Origin of the sequence: Ornithinibacillus californiensis, from assembly GCF_001038485.1 — a bacterium.
Lineage (GTDB): Bacteria > Bacillota > Bacilli > Bacillales > Amphibacillaceae > Ornithinibacillus > Ornithinibacillus californiensis.
In genome coordinates, this window is the sequence record NZ_LDUE01000036.1 from 47,265 (window position 1) to 73,555 (window position 26,291).

General features: G+C 39.3%; 25 protein-coding genes. 21 read left to right on the forward strand and 4 right to left on the reverse strand.

Annotation, left to right across the window (positions count from 1 at the left end):
* Window positions 1-2 precede the first annotated feature (2 nt).
* Both TE34_RS08795 and TE34_RS08800 read left to right on the forward strand, forming a co-directional pair.
* Entirely contained in the window at window positions 3-980 is a 978-nt protein-coding gene (locus TE34_RS08795) for an N-acetylglucosamine kinase (RefSeq protein ID WP_053075023.1), read from the forward strand.
* Between the two features lie 365 nt (window positions 981-1,345).
* Window positions 1,346-1,813, forward strand: coding sequence for a flavodoxin domain-containing protein (locus TE34_RS08800; protein WP_047984448.1), 468 nt, complete (start codon window positions 1,346-1,348; stop codon window positions 1,811-1,813).
* 42 nt (window positions 1,814-1,855) lie between these two features.
* Here TE34_RS08800 and TE34_RS08805 read toward each other — a convergent pair whose 3' ends face one another.
* The gene (locus TE34_RS08805) at window positions 1,856-3,427 is read right to left on the reverse strand and encodes a SpoIID/LytB domain-containing protein (protein ID WP_047984449.1); all 1,572 of its coding nucleotides are present in this window, start codon (window positions 3,425-3,427) and stop codon (window positions 1,856-1,858) included.
* Window positions 3,428-3,763: 336 nt separating this feature from the next.
* On the opposite strand from TE34_RS08805, the gene TE34_RS08810 reads away from it, so the two are divergent.
* From TE34_RS08810 to TE34_RS08875, 14 genes are all read left to right on the forward strand, one after another.
* Window positions 3,764-4,480, forward strand: a complete 717-nt coding sequence (locus TE34_RS08810) for a PIG-L deacetylase family protein (RefSeq protein ID WP_157037610.1) — start codon at window positions 3,764-3,766, stop codon at window positions 4,478-4,480.
* Between the two features lie 20 nt (window positions 4,481-4,500).
* Complete coding sequence (locus TE34_RS08815; RefSeq protein ID WP_047984451.1) at window positions 4,501-6,099, forward strand: glycoside hydrolase family 3 protein; 1,599 nt, start codon at window positions 4,501-4,503, stop codon at window positions 6,097-6,099.
* Window positions 6,100-6,104: 5 nt separating this feature from the next.
* The gene (locus TE34_RS08820) at window positions 6,105-7,295 is read left to right on the forward strand and encodes an anhydro-N-acetylmuramic acid kinase (RefSeq protein WP_157037611.1); all 1,191 of its coding nucleotides are present in this window, start codon (window positions 6,105-6,107) and stop codon (window positions 7,293-7,295) included.
* Window positions 7,296-7,361: 66 nt separating this feature from the next.
* Entirely contained in the window at window positions 7,362-8,717 is a 1,356-nt protein-coding gene (locus TE34_RS08825; protein ID WP_047984453.1) for an extracellular solute-binding protein, read from the forward strand.
* Between the two features lie 449 nt (window positions 8,718-9,166).
* Window positions 9,167-10,084, forward strand: a complete 918-nt coding sequence (locus tag TE34_RS08830; RefSeq protein ID WP_047984454.1) for a carbohydrate ABC transporter permease — start codon at window positions 9,167-9,169, stop codon at window positions 10,082-10,084.
* A gap of 12 nt (window positions 10,085-10,096) precedes the next feature.
* Complete coding sequence (locus tag TE34_RS08835; RefSeq protein WP_047984455.1) at window positions 10,097-11,062, forward strand: carbohydrate ABC transporter permease; 966 nt, start codon at window positions 10,097-10,099, stop codon at window positions 11,060-11,062.
* Window positions 11,063-11,351: 289 nt separating this feature from the next.
* Window positions 11,352-12,266: an N-acetylmuramic acid 6-phosphate etherase gene (gene murQ, locus TE34_RS08840; RefSeq protein ID WP_047984456.1), complete on the forward strand. Its 915-nt coding sequence runs from the start codon at window positions 11,352-11,354 to the stop codon at window positions 12,264-12,266.
* On the forward strand, window positions 12,267-13,214 hold the full coding sequence (locus TE34_RS08845; RefSeq protein ID WP_157037612.1) for a GNAT family N-acetyltransferase: 948 nt from the start codon (window positions 12,267-12,269) through the stop codon (window positions 13,212-13,214).
* Window positions 13,215-13,236: 22 nt separating this feature from the next.
* The gene (locus TE34_RS08850) at window positions 13,237-14,106 is read left to right on the forward strand and encodes a MurR/RpiR family transcriptional regulator (protein WP_047984457.1); all 870 of its coding nucleotides are present in this window, start codon (window positions 13,237-13,239) and stop codon (window positions 14,104-14,106) included.
* Between the two features lie 58 nt (window positions 14,107-14,164).
* Entirely contained in the window at window positions 14,165-15,121 is a 957-nt protein-coding gene (locus tag TE34_RS08855) for a GNAT family N-acetyltransferase (protein ID WP_047984458.1), read from the forward strand.
* Window positions 15,122-16,168, forward strand: coding sequence for a serine hydrolase domain-containing protein (locus TE34_RS08860; protein ID WP_047984459.1), 1,047 nt, complete (start codon window positions 15,122-15,124; stop codon window positions 16,166-16,168).
* Between the two features lie 18 nt (window positions 16,169-16,186).
* The gene (locus tag TE34_RS08865) at window positions 16,187-16,732 is read left to right on the forward strand and encodes a DUF402 domain-containing protein (RefSeq protein WP_047984460.1); all 546 of its coding nucleotides are present in this window, start codon (window positions 16,187-16,189) and stop codon (window positions 16,730-16,732) included.
* Between the two features lie 120 nt (window positions 16,733-16,852).
* Window positions 16,853-17,290, forward strand: a complete 438-nt coding sequence (locus tag TE34_RS08870; protein ID WP_047984461.1) for a hypothetical protein — start codon at window positions 16,853-16,855, stop codon at window positions 17,288-17,290.
* A gap of 13 nt (window positions 17,291-17,303) precedes the next feature.
* On the forward strand, window positions 17,304-17,522 hold the full coding sequence (locus TE34_RS08875) for a hypothetical protein (RefSeq protein WP_047984462.1): 219 nt from the start codon (window positions 17,304-17,306) through the stop codon (window positions 17,520-17,522).
* Between the two features lie 138 nt (window positions 17,523-17,660).
* Here TE34_RS08875 and TE34_RS08880 read toward each other — a convergent pair whose 3' ends face one another.
* Window positions 17,661-18,470, reverse strand: a complete 810-nt coding sequence (locus TE34_RS08880; RefSeq protein WP_330218309.1) for an alpha/beta fold hydrolase — start codon at window positions 18,468-18,470, stop codon at window positions 17,661-17,663.
* Window positions 18,471-18,686: 216 nt separating this feature from the next.
* On the opposite strand from TE34_RS08880, the gene TE34_RS08885 reads away from it, so the two are divergent.
* The 3 genes from TE34_RS08885 (at window position 18,687) to TE34_RS08895 (ending at window position 21,827) form a co-directional block, all read left to right on the forward strand.
* The gene (locus TE34_RS08885) at window positions 18,687-19,982 is read left to right on the forward strand and encodes an ABC transporter substrate-binding protein (RefSeq protein WP_047984536.1); all 1,296 of its coding nucleotides are present in this window, start codon (window positions 18,687-18,689) and stop codon (window positions 19,980-19,982) included.
* A gap of 89 nt (window positions 19,983-20,071) precedes the next feature.
* Complete coding sequence (locus TE34_RS08890) at window positions 20,072-20,965, forward strand: carbohydrate ABC transporter permease (RefSeq protein WP_047984464.1); 894 nt, start codon at window positions 20,072-20,074, stop codon at window positions 20,963-20,965.
* Between the two features lie 19 nt (window positions 20,966-20,984).
* Window positions 20,985-21,827, forward strand: a complete 843-nt coding sequence (locus tag TE34_RS08895; protein ID WP_047984465.1) for a carbohydrate ABC transporter permease — start codon at window positions 20,985-20,987, stop codon at window positions 21,825-21,827.
* 438 nt (window positions 21,828-22,265) lie between these two features.
* Here TE34_RS08895 and TE34_RS08900 read toward each other — a convergent pair whose 3' ends face one another.
* Window positions 22,266-22,583, reverse strand: a complete 318-nt coding sequence (locus tag TE34_RS08900) for a hypothetical protein (RefSeq protein WP_047984466.1) — start codon at window positions 22,581-22,583, stop codon at window positions 22,266-22,268.
* A gap of 24 nt (window positions 22,584-22,607) precedes the next feature.
* A complete protein-coding gene (locus TE34_RS08905) occupies window positions 22,608-22,946 on the reverse strand; it encodes a hypothetical protein (protein WP_157037613.1) in 339 nt (112 codons plus the stop codon).
* Window positions 22,947-24,105: 1,159 nt separating this feature from the next.
* On the opposite strand from TE34_RS08905, the gene TE34_RS08910 reads away from it, so the two are divergent.
* Both TE34_RS08910 and TE34_RS08915 read left to right on the forward strand, forming a co-directional pair.
* On the forward strand, window positions 24,106-25,182 hold the full coding sequence (locus TE34_RS08910; RefSeq protein ID WP_047984467.1) for an ABC transporter ATP-binding protein: 1,077 nt from the start codon (window positions 24,106-24,108) through the stop codon (window positions 25,180-25,182).
* Window positions 25,183-25,217: 35 nt separating this feature from the next.
* Window positions 25,218-26,291, forward strand: coding sequence for an ABC transporter substrate-binding protein (locus TE34_RS08915; RefSeq protein WP_053075027.1), 1,074 nt, complete (start codon window positions 25,218-25,220; stop codon window positions 26,289-26,291).

Genomic DNA, 26,291 nt, shown 5'->3' on the forward strand with positions numbered 1-26,291 from the left:
TGATGAGATATGTAATTGGGATAGATGGTGGTGGAACGAAGACAGAGGTTGCTCTGGCAGATTTAGATGGGAATGTTTTAGTGAACCAAGTTTATGGAGCAACAAATCCTAATACGGTTACGAAGCAAGAATTAAAAGAAACGTTTCTCCATATTTTTCAAGATATAGAGGGAAAAGTTCCAGGTAGTCTCCTCCAAGTATCCAGTGTTTTTGCAGGGATCTCAGGAGCGGGAAGTAAAGCTTCGGCAGCATTGCTAGAAGAAATAATCTCTCCCTATCTTTCTTCTTACACAAGATTGAAGGTTGAAGTGGATTCGATAAATGCGCTTTATTCAGGGACATTTGGAAAACCTGGCATTGTACAAATCTGTGGAACAGGCTCTATCACCTATGGCATCAATCAAAAGAAGGAACAAGATCGCGTTGGAGGTTGGGGCTATTTACTAGGAGATGAAGGAAGCGGCTATGAAATTGGGCGAAAAGGAATTGCGGCTGTTTTACAGTATGTAGATGGTCGTGGACCGGAAACCAAATTGGTCGACCTATTATATCAGCATTTTCAAGTGACCAGCGGCAGGGAGTTGATTGATCAAGTATATCAATCGGAATCTCCCAGATTAGTCATTGCACAAGTATCAAAACTGGTTTACCAAGCATACGAATTAAAAGACCAAGCTGCAGTTGAAATACTAAGACAGACCTCAAAAGAAATAGCTTACAGTATAGTAACGTTACATAAAAAACTATTTAATCAAGATGAGAAGGTAAAAGTTACACTATGTGGTGGTTTATTTAACAATCCAACTATACTCCCAGTACTAATAAAAGAAGCACTTGCAGATCACAATAACCACTTGACCCTCGTATTACCCGAAGTCCCACCAGTGGCAGGTTCAGTGATTGGTGCCTATATAGAGTTAGGAAATACTGTTTCTTCAGCTGTTAAGGAGAACTTAAGGGAGTATTGGAAGAAGGAATAAATGTAAAAAGAAAAAGGGTGCATTTTAGCATGTTATTTAAGTTAACTAGCTCCGGAAATACACGGAGACTCCTGCGGGAGGAAAGGCATAGGTGAGACCCCGAGAATGCACCTGCGTCTGCTAGTAACGCTACGCAGCAAGCTTCCTCGGTGCAAGGCTGCAATGAAGTAGATTCAAGTAGTTGCCTGGCTCACCAGCCGCCCGCGGAAAGCGGAGTGAGTTTTCCGGAGCGGGTCGATGCACTACCCAATATCCAACTTGCCATAATTCCGACATATATCCCAAATAATTATCACTACTTCATTGAAATTGATAATCGTTATCATTTAAAATAAAAGTGAGGGAAGAAGTTGGGAGGGATTAGGTTGAGTAGAGTATTAATCCTTTATACAAGCTTGACTGGAAACACAGAAATCTTAGCTGAAACAATAGCAGATTATCTCAAGAAGCATCAGCATGAAGTAACCTTAAAGCATTTTGAACAGGACCAGATTACCGCAGATGAAATTAAAGACTATGATGCTACACTAATAGGAATCTACACGTATGACTACGGGGAAATTCCATTTGAGGTCGAGTTCTTTTTTGATGAGTTAGATGAGGTCGACTTAACTGGTTGTATTACTGGTGTATTTGGAGCGGGAGATAGATTTTATGGTGATACATTCGGGTTAGCTGTAGACTTAATGCATGATAAGCTAGAAGAACGAGGCGCTACTCTCGATCCAGAACGATTAAAAGTCGATATGGATCCTGAACAGGATGATATCAAACGTTGTGAGCAATTAGCGGAACGAGTAATTCAGAAAGCAATTGGTAAAGTAAATACTTGAATATATAAACAGGGTCAGCTCACAAAGGCTGACCCTGCTCTTTTAATAACGTTCTTCTAACTCAATTCCTTGATAGTAATGCTTTAAAATCTCATCATACGTATGACCTTTCACAGCCATTCCCATCGCACCAGTCTGAGATAGACCTACACCATGGCCCCAACCGCCACCATAAACTTCAAAGCCAGTTAGTGTCTTCGTACTATTATCAATTACTGGTTCTACATAGAATAGTGTACTTAATAATACGCTTTGACCGCCATTAGCATTAATATACTTCAGCGACCAACGAATACGGTCTTTAAATTCATAGAAAGTGCCATTCTCTGTTACAAACTCGATTTCTAGTACTCTACCAGAATTCGAACGTTCTAGTACATTAATTTCATAGACTTCTCCTACATCTGTACTGAAATAATCACTTAGTACTTCACTAATTTCTTCGTTTGTCCATTGGAAATACCAGCGATGATATTTCGACCAATCTGCTTCAAAATCACCATTACGTTGTGCACGTAGCGATTTAGGATTTGCATGACTCTTAAATACTTCTAAAGTCGGTACATTCTCAATAGCTTTTCCTCGTTGTGAATCCGGGACACCACGCAGATATGGTACCGGGTCAGATGCCCATACATCTTCATTATTAGCTGTATATCCACCGGTAGTTGAGTGATAGACCGCGTTAATTAACTTTCCATTGTAAGTTGCTACGACACCCTCTGTTTCCTGAACAGCTTGCGTCGAAATAGGGTGTTCCACATCGTAGCCACCATATACTTGGTCAGATGTTGTTGGTAGTAAGTCATACCCATCTGCACTACGTTTACCTAATCCTGAAATAGCATACGTTCTAGCAGCGACAGCCTGTGATTTTTGTGCTTCTAATTCGCCATATGGAACTGGTGGTAATTCTCGTGGAACAACACCATATAAGTACTCTTCTAGTGGTAATTCATTAATACCTGCCAATGTACCCGCACTATTAAAGCCAACCTCACCTATTCCGCGGTACTGGCTACCATTAATTTTTATGACGCCATTTTCTGAGCTGATTTGAATCGCATTCGGTACAATTTGTTCAAATCCATCTGCTACTACTTTGATTTCTGACTCGCCAGATGAAACTGTAATAACTCTCCAGTAGGAGTCACTAGCTGCGAATCCTTCCGCAATCATTTGTTGACGGAAAGACTCACGTTCGCTCCAACCAGCATCGGTTGGGAACTTTCCAATTAACAATCGCCATCCATCAAGATAGTCTTCTACATAGGTTTCATAGCCTGCAGCTTCTGCTCGATTTAACCAATCCTGCATATAAGGAACACTAGTAGTCCACGCAGTTTGTAGGCGGAAGTTGGTTTCGATTGTTGCACTTGAGGACAATTCGACATTTACCTCACCATTTTCGCCTGTATAAATTACTTCACCAGTTTCTTTATCCGTTATGGTGAAGTCTTCATTACTTCCAATGCTAATGGATTCAGCGCTTGGAACAACCCCGATTCGGATCATTTGTGTGGTGCTTTCTGCAAAACTAGTAAATCCGGTTGAAATAAATCCTGATAAAGCTAATAAACTAACTAGTAAGAACATCCCTAGTTTTTTCAACATGCCCACCTCCTATTTTAAAAACGCTTACATTAATACATATTCAACAGCCTTTGGAAGAATCCTTTTTATTTCGTATAGGCAAAAAGAACCTTTTTTCATTCATAGATAGGTCATTTGTATAATAGTAATGAAATAAGAAAACATTTTTTGTGAAAAAATAATGAATTAGTATTTCAATTTTAATTATTTCATGTATAATAAAAGTGAATTTATAGAATGAAAAATAAATCTACTAGAAGAGTACGTTTGAAGAAAGATTTCAAATCTTTTATTTAGTTTAAAATGTAAGCGATATCAAAGGTTCATAGTACAAAATCCTTAAGTGAGGTGTGGCAGGTGGGAAATAAACATCACGTGATGGTAGTAGGTGCACATTGTGGAGATGCTGAAATACAAGCAGGTGCAATTGCCCATAAATATGCGAAAGCAGGTCATGAAGTTACCTTTTTACATTTAACAGCAGGAGAGAAAGGGAATCCTCCACACATTTCAGTAGAGGACTATCGAAACCAGAAAATCCAAGAAGCTGAAGAAGCTGCAGAAATCCTTGGTGGAAAAAGTATAACACTAGATTATAAGGATGCCGAGTTAAAAGAGGATGATGAAACGGTAACGAGTGTGGCCAAGATTTTTCGTGAACTAAAGCCAAATATCGTTATCACCCATTGGGAAAATAGTATGCATCCGGACCACGCTTTATGTCCTAGAATCGTTCAGGCAGCTTGGTTAAAAGCAGCACTACCTGGTTTTGATATAGATGGCTTGGCTCCTCATTCATTAACTAGAGTGTTTCACAGTGAAAATTGGGAGGACATGGAAGGGTATGTGCCAGATGTTTTCGTAGATGTTTCCGAGGAATTTGATACATATTTAGAGGCATTATCCCAATACTGTTTCATCATGAATTCGACCGATTTCCGTTACTATGATTATTATCAGGCGCTTGGCACCATGAGAGGTTGCCTTGCTAGAACAACATATGCACAAACATTAAAGTTTCCAACAGGGTCAAATACTAGAAAAGGTAAATCGATACCAGGGTTTGATCTATAGACTAACGTGGAGTGATAGAAATGAATAAAACAATTCAAGAAAAAATTGGCCAACTGATGGTGTTCGGATTTAAAGGTAAGACAGCTACACCAGAAATCAAGAAGCTAATCCGAGAACGTCATGTTGGTGGGGTTATTCTTTTTGGTAGAAATATTGGAACGACAGAAGAGGTACTTGCATTAACAACGGAATTACAACGAGAAGCAAAAGAGGCAGGTCATAAGAAACCGCTATTAATTTGCATTGATCAAGAAAATGGTGTTGTTCGTCGACTTGGTGAAGGGGCAACTATTTTTCCAGGGTCAATGTTGCTAGGAGCAACTGGTCACAGTGAAAATGCCTATATTACAGGCCTGCTTACTGGACGTGAGTTAAAGGCGCTAGGTATCAACTGGAATCTAGCACCAGTACTCGATGTCAATAACAATCCAGATAACCCAGTCATCGGTGTTCGTTCGTATGGTGAAACGGCAGAATTAGTTTCCGAATTTGGAAAACAGGCTGTAAAAGGGATGCAAGACGCTGGCGTCATTACGACGCTAAAGCATTTCCCAGGACATGGTGATACCAATGTCGATTCACACCTGGATTTACCAACGATATCCCATGGAATGGAACGCTTAAAGGAAATTGAACTAAAGCCATTCGTTGATGTTATCGAGCAAGGCGCAGACACAATCATGTCAGCACATGTCTATTTTCCTGCCATTGAAGACCAAGAAAATGTACCAGCAACGTTATCGAGAAAAGTAATAACTGGCTTGCTTCGAGAAGAACTAGGTTTTAATGGCGTGGTAACAACTGATTGCATGGAAATGAATGCGATATCAGAAGGAATTGGTACGGCAGAAGGCGGGGTCGAAGCGTTGAAAGCTGGAATCGACTTAATTATGATTTCTCACCTTCAATCCAGACAGTACGAGACATTAAACCTGGTTGAAGAAGCAATCTTATCCGGGGAGATTTCAGAGAGTATCGTAGATGAAGCATACCAACGTGTTATGGAATTAAAGGATAAGTATTTAACTTGGGATGATATTACCCTAGATGCTCATCCAGTTGTTTCTTCAGATGTTGGGGCAAAAATCCATGAAGTAGAAGCAAACGAAATTTACAAGCAAGGAATAACAATTGTAAAAAATGAAGGCCTACTTCCATTACAAGCAGATGATTCTGATCGTGTTTTAGTTGTTTATCCGAAAAACAGTTATGCGATGCAAGTGGAAGATAAGCGATATTCTACCTTTTCATTAGGAGAAGCAGTATCGAAAATCCATAAGTATACAGAGGTAATGGAATTATCCAACCCTCCAACTACTGAAGAACTAAATCAATTAAGAGAAATTGCTAAAGATTTCAAAGCTGTTATCGTTGGAACATTGTCTGCAAAACCTAACGACCAGCAAGTGAAAATGGTAGAAGAGCTCTACAAGGAAAACTCGAATGTAGTCGTTATTGCAACAAGAAGTCCATATGATATTGCTTATTTACCAGATATCCCAGCATATATCGCAACGTATGAATTTACAACACCGGCTTTACAGATTGCTGCAGAAGCGATTTTTGGAAAAGTAAAAGTAAAAGGGAAATTGCCAGTCACACTTCCAAAGAAGGGATGATGACCATGGTTTTTGAGAAGGATTTTGCTTATGCAGTTGGTATTATGTCTGGAACTTCTTTAGATGGTATCGACGTCGCAGTAGTTAAGGTTACTGAAGAAAATGATACAGTTAAATTGGATCTACAGCATTTTGATTCAATTCCATACACGGAAGAGGTTAAGCAAGAGATTCTTGCACTATGCGACCCGAATACAGCTAGTATTCAAATGATTTCTAGCATGAATATGTTGCTTGGAAAATTGTACGCAGAGGCAGCATTAAGCGTGATAGATGCTGCGGGCTTACGTGCAGAAGACATTGATTTGATAAGTTCTCATGGGCAAACTATTTTTCACCAGCCTGAAGCTTTGGATGTTGCGGGTCATCCAGTCACATCTACGTTGCAAATTGGAGATGTCGGTGTAATTGCCGAGCTGACTGGTATCACAACGGTAGGTGACTTCCGAACAAGAGATATGGCTGTTGGTGGTCAAGGTGCTCCACTTGTCCCTTATGCTGATTATCTACTATTTCGCGATAAGGAGATTGGTAGAGTACTAGTGAATATCGGTGGGATTTCTAACCTGACTATCCTTCCGAAGAATTGCAATGAGTCACAAGTAAAAGCTTATGACACTGGACCAGGAAATATGATTATTGACTATTTTGCCAGCAGAATAACAGGTGGTAAGCAGAGCTTTGATAAAGACGGGGAACTGGCTGCTAAAGGTAAGGTCAATCAGGAGTGGCTAGATCAACTGTTAAAAGAGCCATACTACGCACAAAAACCACCTAAGTCTACTGGGAGAGAGCTCTTTGGTGAGGAGTATGCTAGTAAACTATGGGATGAGGCAGACAGACTGTCTATTAACGAAACAGACAGAATAGCGACCGTAACGAAGCTAACCGCTATCACGTTATCCGATGAAATCAAACGCCATGTGGAGTCTGATGGGATTCGGGAAGTTTTCATCAGTGGTGGGGGCAGCTACAATCCTGTGTTAATGAAAGAGATTGATTGCTGCTTACCGGAAAATGTGAAACTTCGAAAAATGGATGAAATCGGCATGCCTGCCGATGCCAAGGAAGCAATGATTTTTGCCTTACTAGGGTATCAATGTTTGCAAGGAAGACCCAATAATTTCCCACCAGCTACAGGAGCCTCACGTGAAGTTGTGATGGGTAAAGTAGCTTGGGGCACTTTAAGGAGGTGAACCACTTAAAGTAATCATCTATAGTTTATAAACCATTATTAAAAATTAGTTAGGGGGAAGTAAACCATGCAAGGTAAATTAAAGTTATTTTCAATGATGCTACTAGCATTCGCATTTGTATTAGTGCTAAGTGCTTGTGGTGATGATTCAGAAGGAACAACAAACGAAGATGGTAACTGGGAAGGAACCATCACAATCTGGGATGGTCCACGTTGGGCTGAAGAAGGTGACACTTCTGGTGAAGACGGAAAAGGTAACCAATATTTCTGGTTAGAAGGCAAAATCAAAGAATTTGAAGATGCTAATCCAGGAGTAAAAATCGAGCTTGTACAAGTTCCTTGGGCAGAAATGCCAGACAAACTAGGTGTTAATATTGCAGGTCAATCTTGGCCAGACATTGCACCAGTTGATATTAGTGGAAGTGCTGTAAGTGTTGACCATATTGAGCAAGGTGTTATCGAGCCTCTAGATGATTTCTTTACTGATGAAGAAAAGAAAGATTTCTATGAAAATGCATTAGAAGCTTATTCGTTTGATGGAAAAATGTATGGTATTCCAAACTCAATCACAGTTCATTCTATGTTACTTAACCTAGATCTATTTGAAGAAGCTGGTGTAGAACCACCTGCAAATGGCGAATGGACTTGGGATGAATTTGTAGAAACTGCAGAAAAATTAACATTCGACCGCGATGGTGACGGTGAAATTGATGTATATGGTTTCTCTACTTATGTCCTACCTGGATATTATGAAGCATGGCCATTCTTCTACATGAATGGTGGTCAGCCTTTAAGTGATGACCTATCTGAATTCACTTTTGATTCACCAGAAGCTGTAGAAGCTATTCAAGCTCTAGCTGATATCAAACTTAAAAACGAAGCAGCTCCTGTATCTATGGGTGGCGCTGATGTTGGTGGTACGTATCAAGCATGGGCAAATGAAGAACAACGTACTGTAGCAATGGAGCCATGGGCAACATGGGCAATTACCTCAGCTCAAGGTTCAGGTGTAAACCTAGCGGTAGCTAACTATCCAACTGGTTCTAAGGGTGAGCCTGTAACAATCGGTGGTGTTGGTGGTTGGACAATGTTCAAGCAAGAAAGCGACGCGAAGAAAGAAGTAGTTGCTGAATTCATGAAGTCTATCTCTAGCACAGATGAGCAATACTTAATGTCTAAATCTTATGGTATCTTCCCTGCACGTATTAGTGCAGCAGATATGGATCCATTTGCTGAGAACCCAGAAATGGCTCGTGCTATGGAAATGTCAGATCAAGTTGTGATGTTACCTCGTCACCCTGAGTGGAAGAAAATTGACGAAATCATCCAACGTGAACTACAACTAGTATTCAACGGCGAGAAAACAGCTGAAGAAGCAATGGCTACAGCGAAACCAGAAGTTGAAGCATTACTAGGAGAATAATTGATAGTCTGGTAGACTTCGGAGGTCCGGAGTCTACCGGATTTTTGAAAAGGTCAATTGTTGAAATAAACTTGAGGGTCGAGTTTTCTAAGACAAAACCAAGCAAAATGAGGTTGAATTGTCCGAGAGAAGCACTCTCTAAGACAAAACCAAAGCAAAATGAGGTGGAATTGCCCGAGAGAAGCACTCTCTAAGACAAAACCAAGCAAAATGAGATAGATTTGTCCGAGAGAAGCACTCTCTAAGACAAAACCAAGAAAAATAAGATAGATTTGTCCGAGAGAAGCACTCTCTAAGACAAAACCAAAGCAAAATGAGATAGATTTGTCTGAGAGAAGCATTATCTAAACAAATCCGTAGCAAAATTGATGAAATTTTCCGAAAGAAATACTTACAATCATTGTGTAATCTGATCACATATCCTATGAAGGCAGCAGGGAGGGAGAATTTTGGAATTATCAGGACGTTTAAAAAATGCTGGTAAGAGTTTAAAAAGTACAGGTAGATTAATGCGAAAAAACTATGCAGCTTACCTCTTTTTACTCCCGAAATTGATTCTATTTACATTGTTTATCGCTGTACCGGTCGTTTGGGCATTTGCATTATCATTTCAGGAATATCGGATTATGGATGCTAACGAATGGGTTTGGCTGGACAATTACAAACAAGTTTTTGAAAGTGAAGCGTTTAAAAAGGCTTTACTCAATACAACGATTTATACCGTCGTTACGGTACCTTTCAACGTTATTACCGCTTTAATTGCAGCAACGTTAATCCATTCGTTAGGTAAATTTGCACAGAACTTCTTCCGTGCGGCATTTTACTTACCGACTGTTACCTCCATGGTAATTATCGCGATGGTTTGGCGTTGGATGTATAACTACGAATTTGGTCTTTTCAATCATGTATTAGGTTGGTTTGGTTTGGAACAGATTAACTGGCTAGGACAAACCAATTCAGCGTTATGGGCAATCATTATTATGCAAATGTTAATTCCATTTGGTGTTGGGATTATTCTATATATGGCTTCGATGAGTTCTATTTCTGACTCACTATATGAAGCAGCTACAATAGATGGTGCTAATGCATTTCAAAAGTGGTTAAAGATTACTGTTCCAATGTTAACACCGTCAACTGTATATTTAACACTATTAAGTACAATCGGATCCTTCCAAGTATTTACGCAAATTATTCTAATGACTGGTGGAGGGCCTGGTTACGCTACTGAAACATTAGTTCACTTAATCTATAAAACTGGTTTTAGAGACTTTGAGTTTGGATTAGCAGCTGCGCAATCTGTTGTTCTATTCTTTATTATCTTTGTTATATCTGTAGTCCAATATAAAGTCTTGAATCGAAAAGGTTAGGAGGGGAAATACATGAAAAAGAAATTCACACTGAATAAACTCATTGTCTACGTCTTGTTATCTGTAGCAGCCGTTATTTCCCTTTTACCATTATATTGGGTGTTTAGTACATCTTTACAACTTAAAAGCTTTCAGGATGAAGAGCTGGAGCGTCCGACTTCTTACGTAAACGCAAATCCACCTAAAATGTATCCAATGGGTATTTCAGAGTATTTCGAGCATTGGGGAAAAGCAAGAGATGCTGAAAAAGCTGGAGATGTCGAACAAGAGGCATATCACCGTGATTTAATGAGTCTTATCGTAAAAGATACATTTTCTGGGTTTACAAGTTTATTTAGTAAAAACCAAATGGGTTGGTGGTTCTTCAATAGTTTATATATCGGAATTGTTGTAACTGTCGGGATATTACTACTAGATTCGATGGCCGGGTATGTTCTTGCGAAGAAACGGTTCCCAGGTAGGAATCTCATATTCTGGTTAATTATTTCAACGATGATGATTCCATCACAAGTTACCCTTGTGCCAATGTTTATTATGATACGAGATCTAGGGCTGATGGATACACACTGGGCACTTATTTTACCGGACTTATCGATGGTATTTGGGGTCTTCCTTATGCGTCAATTCATGTTATCCATTCCTGATGAGCTTATTGAAGCAGCTAAAATCGACGGTGCAAGTGAATGGAGAACCTATTGGAGTATTGTACTACCACTAGCAAGACCAGGCCTTGCCGCACTGGGTATCTTCACATTTATGAACGTGTGGAACTCATTCCTATGGCCGATTATTGTATTGAACAGTGCGAAGCTTTATACATTACCAGTAGGTTTGAAGACGTTACAAGATGCGAACCTTGCAGACTTCAAACTACTAATGAGTGGTGCAGCAATAGCAGCAATACCAATGATTATCGTATTTATTATATTCCAACGTCACTTTGTTAAAGGATTGACCTTGGGAGGCGTGAAGGAGTAGGGATTTTGGTTAGTTGGAATTGGTGTAGGTTTAAACGGGGTTGGAGGTATCAACCGAATTAGTTGGTGTATCAACCGTTTTTCGGGTAACATCAACCGAAATTGATGAGATATCGACCGTTATTTGAAAATATCAACTGAAATCGGTGAGCTTCAACCGTTATACAAAAACATCAACCGAAATCAGCTTATTATCAACCGATCTCAACAAACATCAACCAATTTCAAACACGAATCAACCAAACCCACCTCTCCTAACAAATAAAAAGAAACAAATAGGATGGTATGCGATGAATAAGTTATCAGCTTTGGTTACGGAGATGAGAAACGAACAATCCATGACTATTGATAATATGTCCACAGCGGGTATATTATCGGTAATCAACAATGAAGATTTGAAAGTAGCCCAGGCAGTGCAGCAAGTTTTACCACAAGTTGAGCAGGCCGTGGAAAAAATCTATCAATCCCTTAAAAATGGAGGCAGATTATTTTACGTAGGGGCTGGTACGAGTGGTAGACTTGGAATTTTAGACGCTGTGGAATGTCCACCAACGTATAGTACCCCGCCAGAACTTGTGCAAGCGGTTATGGCAGGAGGTACGAAGGCAATTGAAAAAGCAGTAGAAGGTGCTGAGGATAGTGAAGAGCTTGGTGCAAGCGACCTAGCTGAAAGAGAGCTAACGGAGATTGATGTAGTCGTTGGTATTGCGGCAAGTGGCCGTACGCCATATGTAGCTGGAGCCTTAAAGTATGCGAATAAAATTGGTGCTTCAACGGTTAGTCTAACGAGCAATAAAAATGCTGTGATTAGCCAATTTGCGGAAGTGAATATTGAAGTAGAAACTGGACCGGAAGTAATTACTGGTTCAACAAGGATGAAGGCAGCTACTGCACATAAGTTGATTTTAAATATGTTGACAACGACAACGATGATCAAGATCGGAAAAGTATACGAGAATTTGATGGTCGATGTTAAAGTTAGCAATCTAAAATTAAAAGAACGTGCCATTAATATTGTATCTACGATTACAGGTGTACCATATGAAACGGCAAAAGATACACTGGAACAATCCAATAATGAAGTAAAACCAGCTATTGTCATGATTAAGGCAAATGTACCTTTAGAGGAAGCAAAACGTGCCATTGATTTAGCGAATGGTTTTGTTCGACAAGCAATCGAAATCGCGATTAAAGGGGGATCCTAAATGATAACTTACCGTAGCTACCAATCGGGTGATGAAGTGCAAATTGTAAGTCTATGGAACAAGAGTCTACCAAAGGATCCAATTACTCCTTCTAGATTTCGAAATCTCGTTCTATTAGATGCGAATTTTGACCCAAGCGGTTTGTGTCTAGCATTTGATGGGGAAGCACTTGTTGGTTGTGTGTATGGGTTAAGAAGGCTGCTTCCGATGATCGGGACAGAGTTAGAAGAGGAAAATGGTTGGATAACCTTTTTCTTTGTTGACCCAGATTACCATCAACAAGGAATTGGTTCGGAGCTGATGAAGCAGGTCGATTTATTTTTCCAAGTGAATAACCGAAAGAGTATTTTCTTTGCTTCCTATGCACCAAACTATATTTTGCCGGGGTTGGATGAAGAAGCGTATCCGGAGGCTTATGCGTTTTTACAAAAGCTAGGATTCCAAAAGTTATATTCACCAGTGGCGATGGACCGTAACTTATTAGACTTTCAGCTAACAGATGATATCAGACAGTTAAAACAAGCACGAGAAGCAGAGGGCTATACGATTTCCATTGCGCAGGATAAAGATTTGTATGAAGTGATTCAATTTGCTAACAACGTCTTTAATCCAGATTGGGGAAGAGCGATTCGCGAAGGGTTGAAAGAAGTGCTTCCGATGGAGCGGCTTCTAATTGCCAGACACCATGAACAACTGGTAGGATTTTGTTTATATGGTGGTTACGAAGGGATACCGGAACGATTCGGCCCATTTGGAGTTGACCCCAATCAGCAAGGAAAAGGACTTGGCAAGCTGTTGCTTCATGAATGCCTATTCCAAATGAAAGCAGAAGGACTTCATAATGCGTGGTTCCTATGGACTGGTGAGAAGAGTTCTGCTGGACATCTATACTTGAAAACAGGATTTCATATCACAAGAAAATTCCATGTCATGAAGAAAGATATTTGAAAAAAGAAAGAGAGTTGATCGCATGTCTTATATGACTGGGGGTTTAACGATGCTAACCGAGATGTTACCCATGTTACCTCCCTCCGAAAAGAAGATAGCAACCTATATAATCAGTCACCCTGAAGAGGCGATCAAATTAACGGCGCAAGAATTAGGAAAAAGAAGTGATACGAGCGGGGCTGCGGTAATTAGACTGTGCAAATCGTTACACTTAAAAGGGTTCCAAGACTTGAAGTTTCGCATTGCGGGGGACCTTCAGAAAACAACCGAGGAAGGCTTCCGTGACATTAAACCGAATGAGGGCTTACAGTCTATCATTGATAAAATGACGACGAATAGTATTCAAACGATTAAAGAAACAGCAGAATTACTCCGAATCGATGAGTTGGAGAAAGCAGTGCAATTACTGTTAAATGCAAAAAAAATCCATTTTATCGGCGTAGGGGCATCTGGAATCATCGCAAAGGATGCACAGCAAAAGTTTCTCCGAATTAATAAAACCGTATATGCTTTTTCCGATATCCATATGGCGGCAACCTTGGTAGCTAATGGCGATGAAGACGATGTCGTAGTAGGAATATCGTTTTCAGGAGAAACGCAGGAAGTGGCAAGTGTCCTAGAATTGGCGAAGCAAAAGAACATGAAAACGATTAGTATTACGAGATATGGAAGTTCAAAGGTGACCGACCAAGCAGATATCCGGCTATACACATCGGCAACACGAGAGCCTACATTTCGAAGTGGTGCAACAAGCTCGCGAATTGGCCAACTACAAGTAATCGATATTCTGTTCATGCGTGTTGCAACCTTGAAATACGATGAAACCGTTGAATATATCGATGTGACAAGGGATGCAATTGATTTTATTACGAAGAACGGGAAGAAGAAATAAGAAAACAAGCTGACTCAGGGTGGGTTGGCTTATTTTGTTTAGGAGGAGGAGAACCCTCATGAAATTTATACATTGGCAGCCTGAACGATTAGAAGAAATAGTCGGATTATGGAATAAAGAATTGCAAGAAATATTTCCAATGCGAAATATATTATTTATCCAGAATAGTTTCATGGATGAAAACATTTCCTACGGTGGTTCCCGCATGGTTGTGGATGATCATGACCGTGTCATTGGATTTGTCATCGTGAAATATTTAAAAGAAAAAAATACAGTGAAAATGCGCGATGATATTGGTTGGATTCAAGCGATTTTAGTAGATTCTGCTTATCGAAACCGTGGAATTGGCTCGCAACTTTTAAATCATGCCGAAGCAATCTTAAAGCAAAAAGGATTAAAGGAACTTGTGTTAGGACGGGATACATATCATTATCTTCCAGGGATACCAAGTGAAGATAAACATACAATAGACTGGTTTGAAAAGCGTGGCTATCTCCATCAAGGTACCGAGGTAGATTTGAGTAAGAACTTTGCAGAATCTGATGGGGTGAAATGGCCAAGTATTCCAAATGTCGAATTTAGCTTGCTACAGGAATCGGAAAAAGTTGCCTTTCTCGAATTTCTAAACCGCTGCTTTCCTGGAAGATGGGTACATGAAGCTATTCATTATTTCAAAAGAGGTGGAACCGGTCGAGAATTTGTTGTGGAGAAAGAACATGGAGAAATCATTGGGTTTTGCCGTATAAACGATGCCAAATCGCCAATTATTATGGGAAATATTAACTGGGCTCCGCTCTTTGATGGTGAGGTTGGTGGAATAGGTCCACTTGGAGTCGATGCGAAAAAGCGCAAAAATGGTTATGGGCTTGCTATCGTAGAAGCTGCGGTTGCTTTTCTTCGTGAGAGAGGCATTAGGCATATGGTAATTGATTGGACCGGATTAGTAGATTTCTATCAAAAACTAGGCTTTGATGTTTGGAAAAGCTATGAAGCCTATAAGAAGGAGATTGTATAAATGCGGGAAAAAGTATTGGCGTTCTTGAAGAAGGAAATTGAATTGGAACATATTCCAGGTGCAGTTATTCATGTTTCGCATAAGGGGAAGGTTATTTTGGAGGAAGCGCTTGGGAATCGTGTTGTTTTCTCAGAAAAAGCACCCATGCAGATAGATACGGTCTTTGACTTGGCTTCTTTGACTAAGGTTGTCGCGACATTACCAGTCATGCTGAAACTAATGGATGATGGCGAGATTCGGTTGGATGATCGGGTTTCTTTTTTCTTACCTGAATTTGCGAACGAGGGTAAAGAGCATATAACGCTAAGACACTTATTGACGCACACTTCAGGCCTGCCAGCACATGTGGAGTATTTTAAGGAGAAATTGAATACCGAACAAGTTCTTGAGCGTATTTACAATCAGCCGTTAGTTTATCCTACTGGTGAGAAGGTAGTTTATAGTGACCTAGGATTAATTACATTGTATAAAGTAATTGAGAAAGTAACTGGTGAGGAATTTACGCGTTTTGTAGGACGTGAGGTTTTTACACCACTTGAAATGAAGGAAACGGTATTCAAACCAGCTTTCCCTGCGGAGAGGTATGCTGTTACGGAGTACAATGAAAATCTTAAAGCCTATAAATCTGGTATTGTGCATGATGATAATACGGAGTTTATGGGTGGCATTAGTGGGCATGCGGGACTTTTTGCTCCGGTTCGTGACCTAACTAATTTTGCCAAGATGATTGAAAATAATGGTGCGTTTAAAGGAAAGCAGATTATATCAGAAGCTGCACTAAATCTATCAAGAAAAAACTACACATCATTTGACGAAGAATATCGTGGTCTTGGATGGATTTTAAAGGGTCCTACCTACTCTTCATGCGGTGACTTCTTCTCGGATACTTCCTATGGTCATACTGGATTTACAGGGACAAGTATTTGGTTTGACCCAGAGGTTGATTTACACGTAATTCTATTAACTAATCGCGTGCATTTTGGTAGAAAGCCACCTATCTTACGTTTACGCCCGAGACTACATAATATCATTCGATCCTATTTTTAGTCGAGAGGAAGAAGTTAAGTGTTGAAACGCAGATATGGTGACCGTTCGAATTGGTCACGAATTACTGAACGGAGATATGCACAGCGTGTGATAGCAGACAGAGATTTTCATGGATATGCTACGTTAATAGAGATGGAAAAGGTGAGTGAGCCGTTGGTAGTTACCTATGGCGATAAGGAAGTTTGTATTGTGGATGACGGCTATAGTTGGCTGCAACAATTTCCTCATGGCAATAATCATGTCGTGACAACAGTTTTTGACGAGAATGGAAAAGTGGTTCAGTGGTATATTGATATTTGCCTAGATATAGGGAAAGAAGATGGAGTTCCTTGGTTTGATGATTTGTTTTTAGATATTGTTATACTTCCTACTGGTGAGGTAATTGTTTTGGATGAGGATGAGCTGGAAGAGGCGTTGGTTAGTGGTATAATTAATCAAGAACTTCATAATTTGGCATGGAGAGAGGTTAATAGGTTACTAGCGGAAATTGATAAGAACGAATTTAGGTTGATTAGTCTAGTAGATGTACATAAGAAGATGTTAGAAGGTTATTTAGGTTCATAACCTTCGGAGGACTGTCTAATAGGCAGTCTTTTTATTTGCTGGAAAAAATCTAAATATTGGCTATATTTATGTTTGATTTATGGTAGGATGGAATTATTAGGAAAGTCTAGGAGGCTTTTTATGAAAAAATTACTCTTGATAGGGATATTAGTTGTTTTAGCAGGTTGTAGTACGAACTCTGGTTCAGTGGGTAGTCCTCCTCCTGTTTCTTTGAAGGTAGCTGAAAAAAGTCATCAGATGGAGCTCGGAAGTTATAGTTGGTCGAAAAAAACACTTTTCACTTCACAAGGAGTTAGCGTGGATGCCAAGTCTCCTTATGAGATGGCGAGAGATATCGAGCCAATACAAGTGGAGAAAAGTAGTGTCATAGAATTAGAAACCTCTGGAGATCCTACTGTATCTGTTTATATTTGGGCACTTAATAGACGGGAGCAAGACGTTTCTCACGAGGATAATAAATTTGAAGCCCCTATTGAAGCGGGGAAATATATTTATGAAGTTTTTGCGGAATGGCCAAAAGGTGATGGTTCATACGCGATTGTAGTTGAGGTTAAGTAATAGGAGGGATTTGATGAGTGAACGCTTAAAAATTTACTTAAGTGTCATGTTTTTAGTACCTATTGTTGTAGCTCTCTTTTTAATAATGATCGGACCATTAGAATTATTTTCCATAATCTATCTATTATCTTTCATCGGTACACATCTCGTGTTTTCAAAGATAGTAGATATTTTGGATAAGGATAAAATGCATAAGATGAGCAAATTAGAAGGAGAGTCGTCTGATGGCTAGTATTAGTATTCTGGGGATGTTATTAGGATTAATTACGGTAGTTGTGCCGATATTGATCATTGTTCTCCTAGTTGTTTATAGAAACAAAAATTAATAGAAATGCCATTCCCGTTGCAGTACCAACAGGAATGGCATTTCTTATTCTTGAATAAATTCCGCTAGTATTCTATTAAATTTATCAGCATGCTCCCAGAACATCATATGGCCGCCTAGTACTTCTACTTGAGAGGCTGGAGATAGGAACTTAGTAAACTCTGTTGCTGTTTCTGCCCAATGCTCCGCAACGATGGTTAATGTTGGTAGTAACTCGCTTGCTTGTTTAGCTTCTTTGCGGTAATCAGCAAACATTCCAGATGCGAAAAGATTCCCAGCTATGTAATAGGGAGTTTTCATGGATTGTTCGACTAGCCATGTTAATTCTTTTTTGCTTAAATCACGTTGAATCATGACTCCAGTAATATATGCCGTAATGAATTCTCGCTGTCCTTTTGGCGAGGTTAAAGAATTATTGTAGATAGCAGCAATGTCATCCAGTGCACCTTCCACCCAGTCCTCAGGATGCGTAGATAACGATTTTGGTGGCATGTCGACCAGTACTAAAGATTTCATATTATTCGTGCCGTTTTGCTTTACATATTCCCAAGCTGTTAAACAACCAAAAGACCAACCGACAAGCGTTGGATTGGTTACCTCTAGTTGCTCAAGAACTTTCGCCAAATCTGTGCCGTGTGTGGCGTAATCATTGCCATGTACGGTAATGGTAGATTTACCATGGCTTCTTGGATCCAATACAATTACACGATTTGATTTTGAAAAGTATTCTACTTGCTTTTCGAAAACCTCTGCTGTAAAAGTGAATCCCGGTATAAATACAATTGGATTCCCTTCACCAATGTCCTGAACAAATAGTTCAACCCCTGGGTCAACCTCAATATACTTCCCTGACATAGACATTCCCCCCTTACTTACTACAAATATATTATTGGAATAGTGGTATAGAACTAATTGTCCTTCTAAAAAGTAGAAAGCTAGCATTTATTAAAAAGCTGTACATATATTTTTAAGTAGAAACAAGGGTAGATTGGCTATTACTTTTCTACCTTGATTTGTAAAAAAGGGGGGGCAATTCAGTTGAAAATACAAAGAGGTTTTTGGTTCTTACTTATGTTGGCATTTGTATTAGTATTTGTGGCGGCTTGTTCAGATGATGACGATCAAGTGGGTTCCAATGTAGGTGAGAACGGTGAGATTGCTGGCGATCTAGAGATTCAATATTTTGTAGGTGGCTATGGGGATTCTTGGTGGAAGGAAGTTATCGCAGATTTTAAAGCGGCCTATCCAGATGTGAATATCATTGAGCACGCTGGTCCAAATATCAATGAAGAAATGCGTTCAAGATGGGTATCCAATGATCCACCTGATGTTGTGTACATTGATGGTGCTGGGTCTAGTGAAACGCAGATGGTTGAGGATGGCCAACTGATGGATTTGACCGAGTGGGTTGCTGGTATTGAGTTAGAAGGCGGCGATAAGTTATCGGAAAGCTTTATTGTGAAACCAGCTGATTATGATGGGAAGGTTTATTCGTTACCACTAGTATTTGACACATGGGGAACTTGGTATGACAAAGCCTTATTCGAGGAAAAAGGATATAACGTTCCAACGAATTTCGATGAGTTTATGGCGTCAATGAGTGAAATAAAAGCAGGAGAGGGGATTGAACCTCTTGTGACTAGTGGTCAGCATCCTTATTACTTCCTTCGAGGCATGCTTTATCCCGCATTTGCTGCGGCCGGTGGGGAGGAATTGTTGGCTGACGTAATTACTGGAAAAGAGGGCGCATGGTCAAGTGCTGAAGTATTAGAGATTATGAAACGTGTCGAAAAAATTGTTGATGAAGGCATGTTTGACTCAGGACTCGGTGCACTCAACCATACACAGTCACAAATGAATTTCTTATTGCACGAAAACGCGTTTGTGCCAGTTGGATTCTGGTTACCGAATGAAATGAAAAATGACATTCCAGATGGATTCGATTTTGGATTTATACCATCTCCAATGAATGCAGCGGATGAAAAGTATGCGATTGTTCCAGATTTACGTCCGTTAGCTATTGCGCAGGAAGCAGAGAATCCTGCTGCTGCGAAAGCATTTGTTGAGTTTGTGTTCACAAGAGAATATGCAAGCTCTTTCTCTGAACATACTGGGGCAATTATGAACTTAAATGGTGTGGACTTAACACAGAACGAGAATGTTCCAGCGTACTTGATGGAAGCAAATGCAATGATTAACGACCCTGATGTGGTTCAGATTTATGAAAAACCACATCCGATGAGTGCGGACTTAGAAACACCGATTGGCAATGCGTTAATCTCGCTTATGCTTGGTAACATGACCGCAGAAGAGTTCGTACAAAAAGCAGAAAAAGCAGCAGCCGACTATCGCGCAGGATTAAAATAAGAAGCTTAGGGGGACTGTCCCTCACCACACTAAAGCGCTAGCGCTTTAGCATGGTGAGGGACAGTCCCCAAAAAGAAATGAGTGAGGGTATGGTACAGTCTAAAAAACAAAAATACTGGTTTTTGGCTTTCTGCCTAGTTCCGACCTTTATTATGTTTGCTATTTTTACGTTGTATCCATTATTTAGTGGTTTATATTATTCTTTTTTTGATTGGTCAGGATCTTCTAGTAATAAGGAATTTATAGGGTTTGAGAATTATATTAAGTTGTTTAATGATGCTATTATCCCTGATACGATTGTCCATGATTATTTTCTAGTGGCAACGAAGGTTATCGGGATTATGGTACTGGCAATGTTTTTCGCCGTAGCACTTACACAATTGAAAATAAAAGAAGCACCGTTCTATCGAATTGTGTTTTTCTTTCCAAATATCATGTCTGTAGTCGTTATCGGAATTCTATGGACGTTTATCTATAATCCGAGCTTAGGACTTGTGAATTCGGGACTAGAGTTTTTAGGGCTAGAGGAGTGGGCAAAGCCTTGGATTGGGGATGAGAAATGGGCGTTACCTAGTTTAGTTTTACCGGCTGTTTGGGCTGGGATTGGTCTCTTTATGTTGATGTTGATGGGTGGGATTGCGAATATTTCGGAAAGTTATTATGAAGCGGCCAAAATTGATGGGGCTTCGGAATGGCAACAGTTTTGGAGAATTACTTTACCACTGGTCTGGCCTCAGATAAAAGTATCTATCCTATATATTGTTATTACTACCTTAAATGGGTCTTTTATTCTTGTTCAAGTTATGACAGGTGGGGGACCAAATAACTCCACGCATGTGATGGGCTCTTATTTATACCAGCAGGCGTTCAGACAATACAATTTTGGCTATGGTGCGACCATTGGCGTTATGATATTAATTTTGTCATTGATTACGGTGTTAGTTTTACAGTTCCTTATGCGTAGGGAGAAAGTCGAGTATTAATGAGTAAGGAGGGATGAGTATGAAGCAGAGTGTTGGACAATTTTTAGGAAGGACGGGCATTCGCATACCGTTAATACTATGGACCATTGCGGTGTTGTATCCGATTTTTTGGATGTTTTTAGGGTCATTTAAGTCGAACGCAGAAATATATCGCAACCCGTGGGGGTGGCCAGAGACGTTTAACTTTGCAAATTTTACGCAGGCTTGGACGAATTATAATATTGATACTAGTGTGTTTAATAGCCTGATTGTTACGGTAATAGGTGCGGTGCTAACTTTGGTACTAGCAGTTCCTACCGCCTACGCGATAGAGCGGATTAATTTTCGCGGAAGCAAGGTACTGTTTACTCTCTATATTTCAGGCATGATGATTCCAATGGTTTTAGGGTGGATCCCGTTATTTTTCCTGTTAGCGGAGTTGAATTTATTAGATAGCATTATCGGGCTGTCGATTGTATACGCGATGAGCCAGCTTCCTTTTAGCATTTTCGTCCTAACGAGCTTCATAAGTACCATCCCGAAATCGTTAGAGGAGTCAGCAGCGATGGATGGACTTTCTCCATATGGTATTCTGTTTAAAATTGTAACGCCTCTTACCATGTCTGGGATTATAACCGTTACGATTATGAATTGTATACAGTTTTGGAATGAGTATTTTATGGCGTTGATTTTCTTACAAACGGAAACTAATTATACATTGGCACTTGCTATTGATTATATAAGTAGTGAGGCACAGTATACAAATGCGTGGGGGACGTTGTTTGCGAGTCTGGTGATTGCGATTGTTCCGGTGATTGTGTTGTATGCGATATTCCAAAAGCGGATTGCGAAGGGAATGACAGAAGGGGCAATTAAGGGATAAAAAGGGGAATGTATGTTCCTTTTTATGCTGAGGAAATGTTATAATTAAACGAGCAATTATATAAGCATGGTGGGCGGTTGGCCATCTTCCTATGAAGGGAGGTGGTAAGTATGACGGTTTTTGAAGCTTTGAGCTTTACAGTACAGACAGTAGTAGCTGTGATAACAGTTATTAGCCTGATTGTTACTATAATCGTCATTACAAATAGAAAATAACCGCCCCCCCTTGACCAAGGAATTGGCGGTTACATCTATGAACAAACACACAATGCTTTTTCTTAAGGTCAACCGCTCTTTATGCGGTTAATAATTGCTACCGGGTGGTTGCCGCTACTCGGTTTTTCTATTACTAATTATATCATAAAATTGAAGTTATTATAACAGTAAGTGTGTATTTATTTCTTCATTCCTGAAAATAAATTGTATATGGTTAAAATCACTAATCTTCATCATAAAAGTGCAACCATCTTTGATACATCTCATTTTTTAAATCATGTTCATTAAACATTTTTAATTCCTTCTTAGCAAAAAAGATGAGACGTTCCCTAGGTAATTCACCATTAAAGGTTGACCATATTTCTTGGTTCTTCTTATGAAACTCATGAATTAATTCAGTTAGTTCATAGTAAGGTAACTCCCCACTTTTCCATTGGTTAACGTGTTGAAAAAGCGGTTCTAGCTCTTTTTCGGTTAGATATTTATGATACTTTTCTAAAATTACTCTATCACGTTTTCGTTCCTCTTTAGATTTTCTCACTAATCATCATTCTTTCATATGGTTTTAAAAAGGCAAATTTTCATCATGAGAGTTTACTATCTTAGACTCTTCAATATTATCTTGATCTTCTTCCCATGTAATCCCATAGGGAGCCCCTCCAGCAGTATATCCAGCTATAAATGCGAATGTTTCATCACTACTAGGAAATAAATCATTAGCTAATGGCTTCTTCTTAGCCGCTTTTCTCTTCTCGGCAACTAGCTGCTTATGGTTCTCTGAATCTTTTAACTTTAGCTTATAGGAATCTTTAAAAGTATACCCAAGAAACTCTAACTCATATACCGCACAAAGCTTGTTAACCGAAAAATGTTTACTATATCCTAACAAGGTTTTTGCCCTCATGTTTTGGTATCCAATGCTTGGCAGCTTGGATTCTGCTTTGGCGGTTTAATCGCTTATGTCTTGGGGTATTTGATTTCTTTTTCTTCTTCTTAACCATTGGGGTTAACCTCCATTTATATATATAAGAAAAAAGGCGTATAAATCATTAGGATATGTAATTGGAGATAATACTTCCATTCTGGGGGATACACAACAAATGCAGTTATTCTGATGAAAATAATAGAATGTGTGTTCTGATTATTCCGTATAAATGATATAATAAATCTAGCAATTATATAAGCATGGTGGGCGGTTGGCCATCTTCCTGTGAAGGGAGGTGGTACAATGACGATTTACGAAGCACTAGACCTAACAGTTAACGTAGTTGTAGCTATGATCGCAACTATATCATTAATTGTTACTCTAATCGTCATGACAAAAAGAAAGTAACCGCCCCCATTGACTAGTGGAATAAGGTGGTTACTTCTTTCATAAAGGCATCAATATTCATTGGTCAACCGCTCTTTATGCGGTTTATAATTGCTACCGGGTGGTTGCCGCCACTCGGTTTTTCTATTTTTATTATACCATAAAGATACACTAAATATAACCTCCTAAGGTAGGGTTATATAGAGATGAACAGACACAGTTAAAGTCTTGAAATCCAACTGACTAAAAGTCAGTTTTAAACGCGTAAAAAAAATATAAATTTATATAAAAAAACTATTGAACTAGCATGTAAAAACGTGCTATATTTCTCTTAGCGTGAATTGACTATTAAAAACATTGTCGAGTCAGTGATATGTACTAAATGTGATACATAACATTAATGGGGAAAGGACAGAACGCTTTTTTATAGATAAATTCAGTTGAACTTTTGTAATAATATATAGCTTTACTAACAGTACGCACCCAACGGGGAAGGAAAACAGTCGCAGTGAGACTCCTTTACCTGGTAGAGAAGGGTGTATTTTTAATGCCAAAAATTATGACTGACAGTCATTCTTTTCCAAAAAAGGATGAAAAAGAGTCGATTTTTCTTTCAAATTGTATAGTAATATGCGAGAAGGAAAAAGTAAATGATACGGCAGAGTGAGGGGGACAGTCCCCCACCACACTAAAGTTTTAGCACTTTAAAGTGGTGAGGGACTGTCCCCCCTCGGAAGATAAGGAGGGATGCATGTTGGGTGTTCAAATGGTGCAGTTGGAGAATGTGATGAAGCAGTTTGATGATACATATGTAGTAGATGACCTGAACCTAGATATCAAGTCAGGAGAGTTTCTAACATTGCTTGGCCCATCTGGATGTGGGAAGACAACAACACTTCGTATGATCGCGGGCTTTGAGAAGCCAACATCAGGAAAGATACTTCTAAATGGTAAACAAGTAGATGAACTAGAGCCTTACAAACGCGAAGTAAACACCGTGTTTCAAAGTTATTCCCTTTTTCCACATATGACGGTATTTGATAATGTGGCATTCGGGTTAAAGATGAAAAAAGTTCCTAAAGAAGAAATACAAGAACGCGTAACGAAAGCGTTAAAACTCGTACAGCTTGAAGAATATGGAAACCGTAAACCGAAGCAATTAAGTGGTGGGCAACAACAGCGTATCGCGATTGCCCGGGCAATTGTGAATAACCCAAAGGTTCTTTTATTAGATGAACCACTTGGTGCATTAGATTTAAAGTTGCGTAAACAAATGCAGCTTGAGCTTAAGCACCTACAACAAACATTGAACATCACGTTCATTTACGTAACCCACGATCAGGAAGAAGCATTAACGATGTCTGATCGAATTGTAGTTATGAATAAAGGAAAAATCGAGCAGATTGGTCTGCCTTATGAAATATATGAACGACCACAAACTCGTTTTGTGGCAGATTTTATTGGTCAAACAAATATCCTTGAAGGTACAGTCACGGCAATCAATGGGGAACAGGCTACGATGAAGTTTGCTGACCAAGTGGTTGAGATACCGAACACAACGGATGTAACCCTGAATGAGGAAGTATATATCTCGGTTCGACCAGAAAAAATCAAGTTAAGCGAAACACCTTTTGAAGGTTCTATTAACCTGAAAGGTACCTTTAAAGAAAAAATCTATGTAGGCTCTGTTACGAAAATAGTAGTAACCATGGCAAATGGGCAAGACATAACGGTTAATGAATCCCATGATAAAATCGATGAATTAACCAATACTAATGATGTCTATGTCAGCTGGAGTCCTAAAAATTCGGTTGTCCTAAAAAAATAACATAAATAATTTAAAACGATAGGAGATGGAAAGGATTGAAAAATTTTTTTGTATTTGCACTACTTAGTTTGTTAATTACATTTCTAGCAGCATGTGGCGGCTCAGATAATGAGGATACGAATAATGCTGGTGGAGAACAGGAATTAAGTGATGAACTTATCGTCTTTAACTGGAGTGAATACATTCCACAAGGAGTTATCGATGATTTTGAAGAAGAGTATGGCGTAGAGGTAGTTTATTCTACATACAACTCGAACCACGAGATGCTTACCAAAGTACAAAGTGGTACAGTTGCTTATGACCTAGTGTTCCCTTCCGATTATTATGTAAAGCAAATGGTTGATAATGAAATGCTGAAAGAAATTGATTTTGATAACATTCCAAATTACGAGAATATCGCAAATGCATGGAAAAGCATGCCGTTTGACCCGGATAATAAATTCTCCGTTCCATTCATGTATGGATATGACGGAATCGCATATAACAAAGAATTCATTAAAGAAGCTCCAACTAGCTGGGAAGACTTATGGAACCCTGACTATGCTGGAAAAGTACTTCTCTTAGAAGAATCAAAAGAAGTATCAAATATGGTACAACAGCTATTAGGAAATGAAATGAACGACCCAACAGAAGAACAGTTAGAAGCTGGATTTGATAAAGTAAAAGAGTTAATTCCAAATGTCTTAGCATTTGACTCTACAGCATCTGATCGTCTAGTAAGTGGTGAAGCTTGGATTGCACATGCTTATTCTGGTGCAGCTGCAACAGCTTGGTTAGAAAATGATAATATTGATTTCGTTTTACCTGAAGAAGGCGGAATTGTTTGGTTAGATGCAATGGTTATTCCAAAGACATCTAAGAACAAATATACTGCAGAAGTTTTCATTAACTACTTACTAGAACCAGAGGTAAGTAAGCAGTTATCCGAATTCATTCCTTATGGAAATCCAAATGAAAAAGCGGTAGAAATCTTACCAGAAGAAATTAAAGGCAGCCCTGGATTAAACTTCCCTGAAGAAGTAATCAAGCGTGCCGAGTGGAACCTACCACTTGATTCAGACCGTACACAGTACATGAACCGCTTATTCCAGGAAGCAAAGGTTGAATAG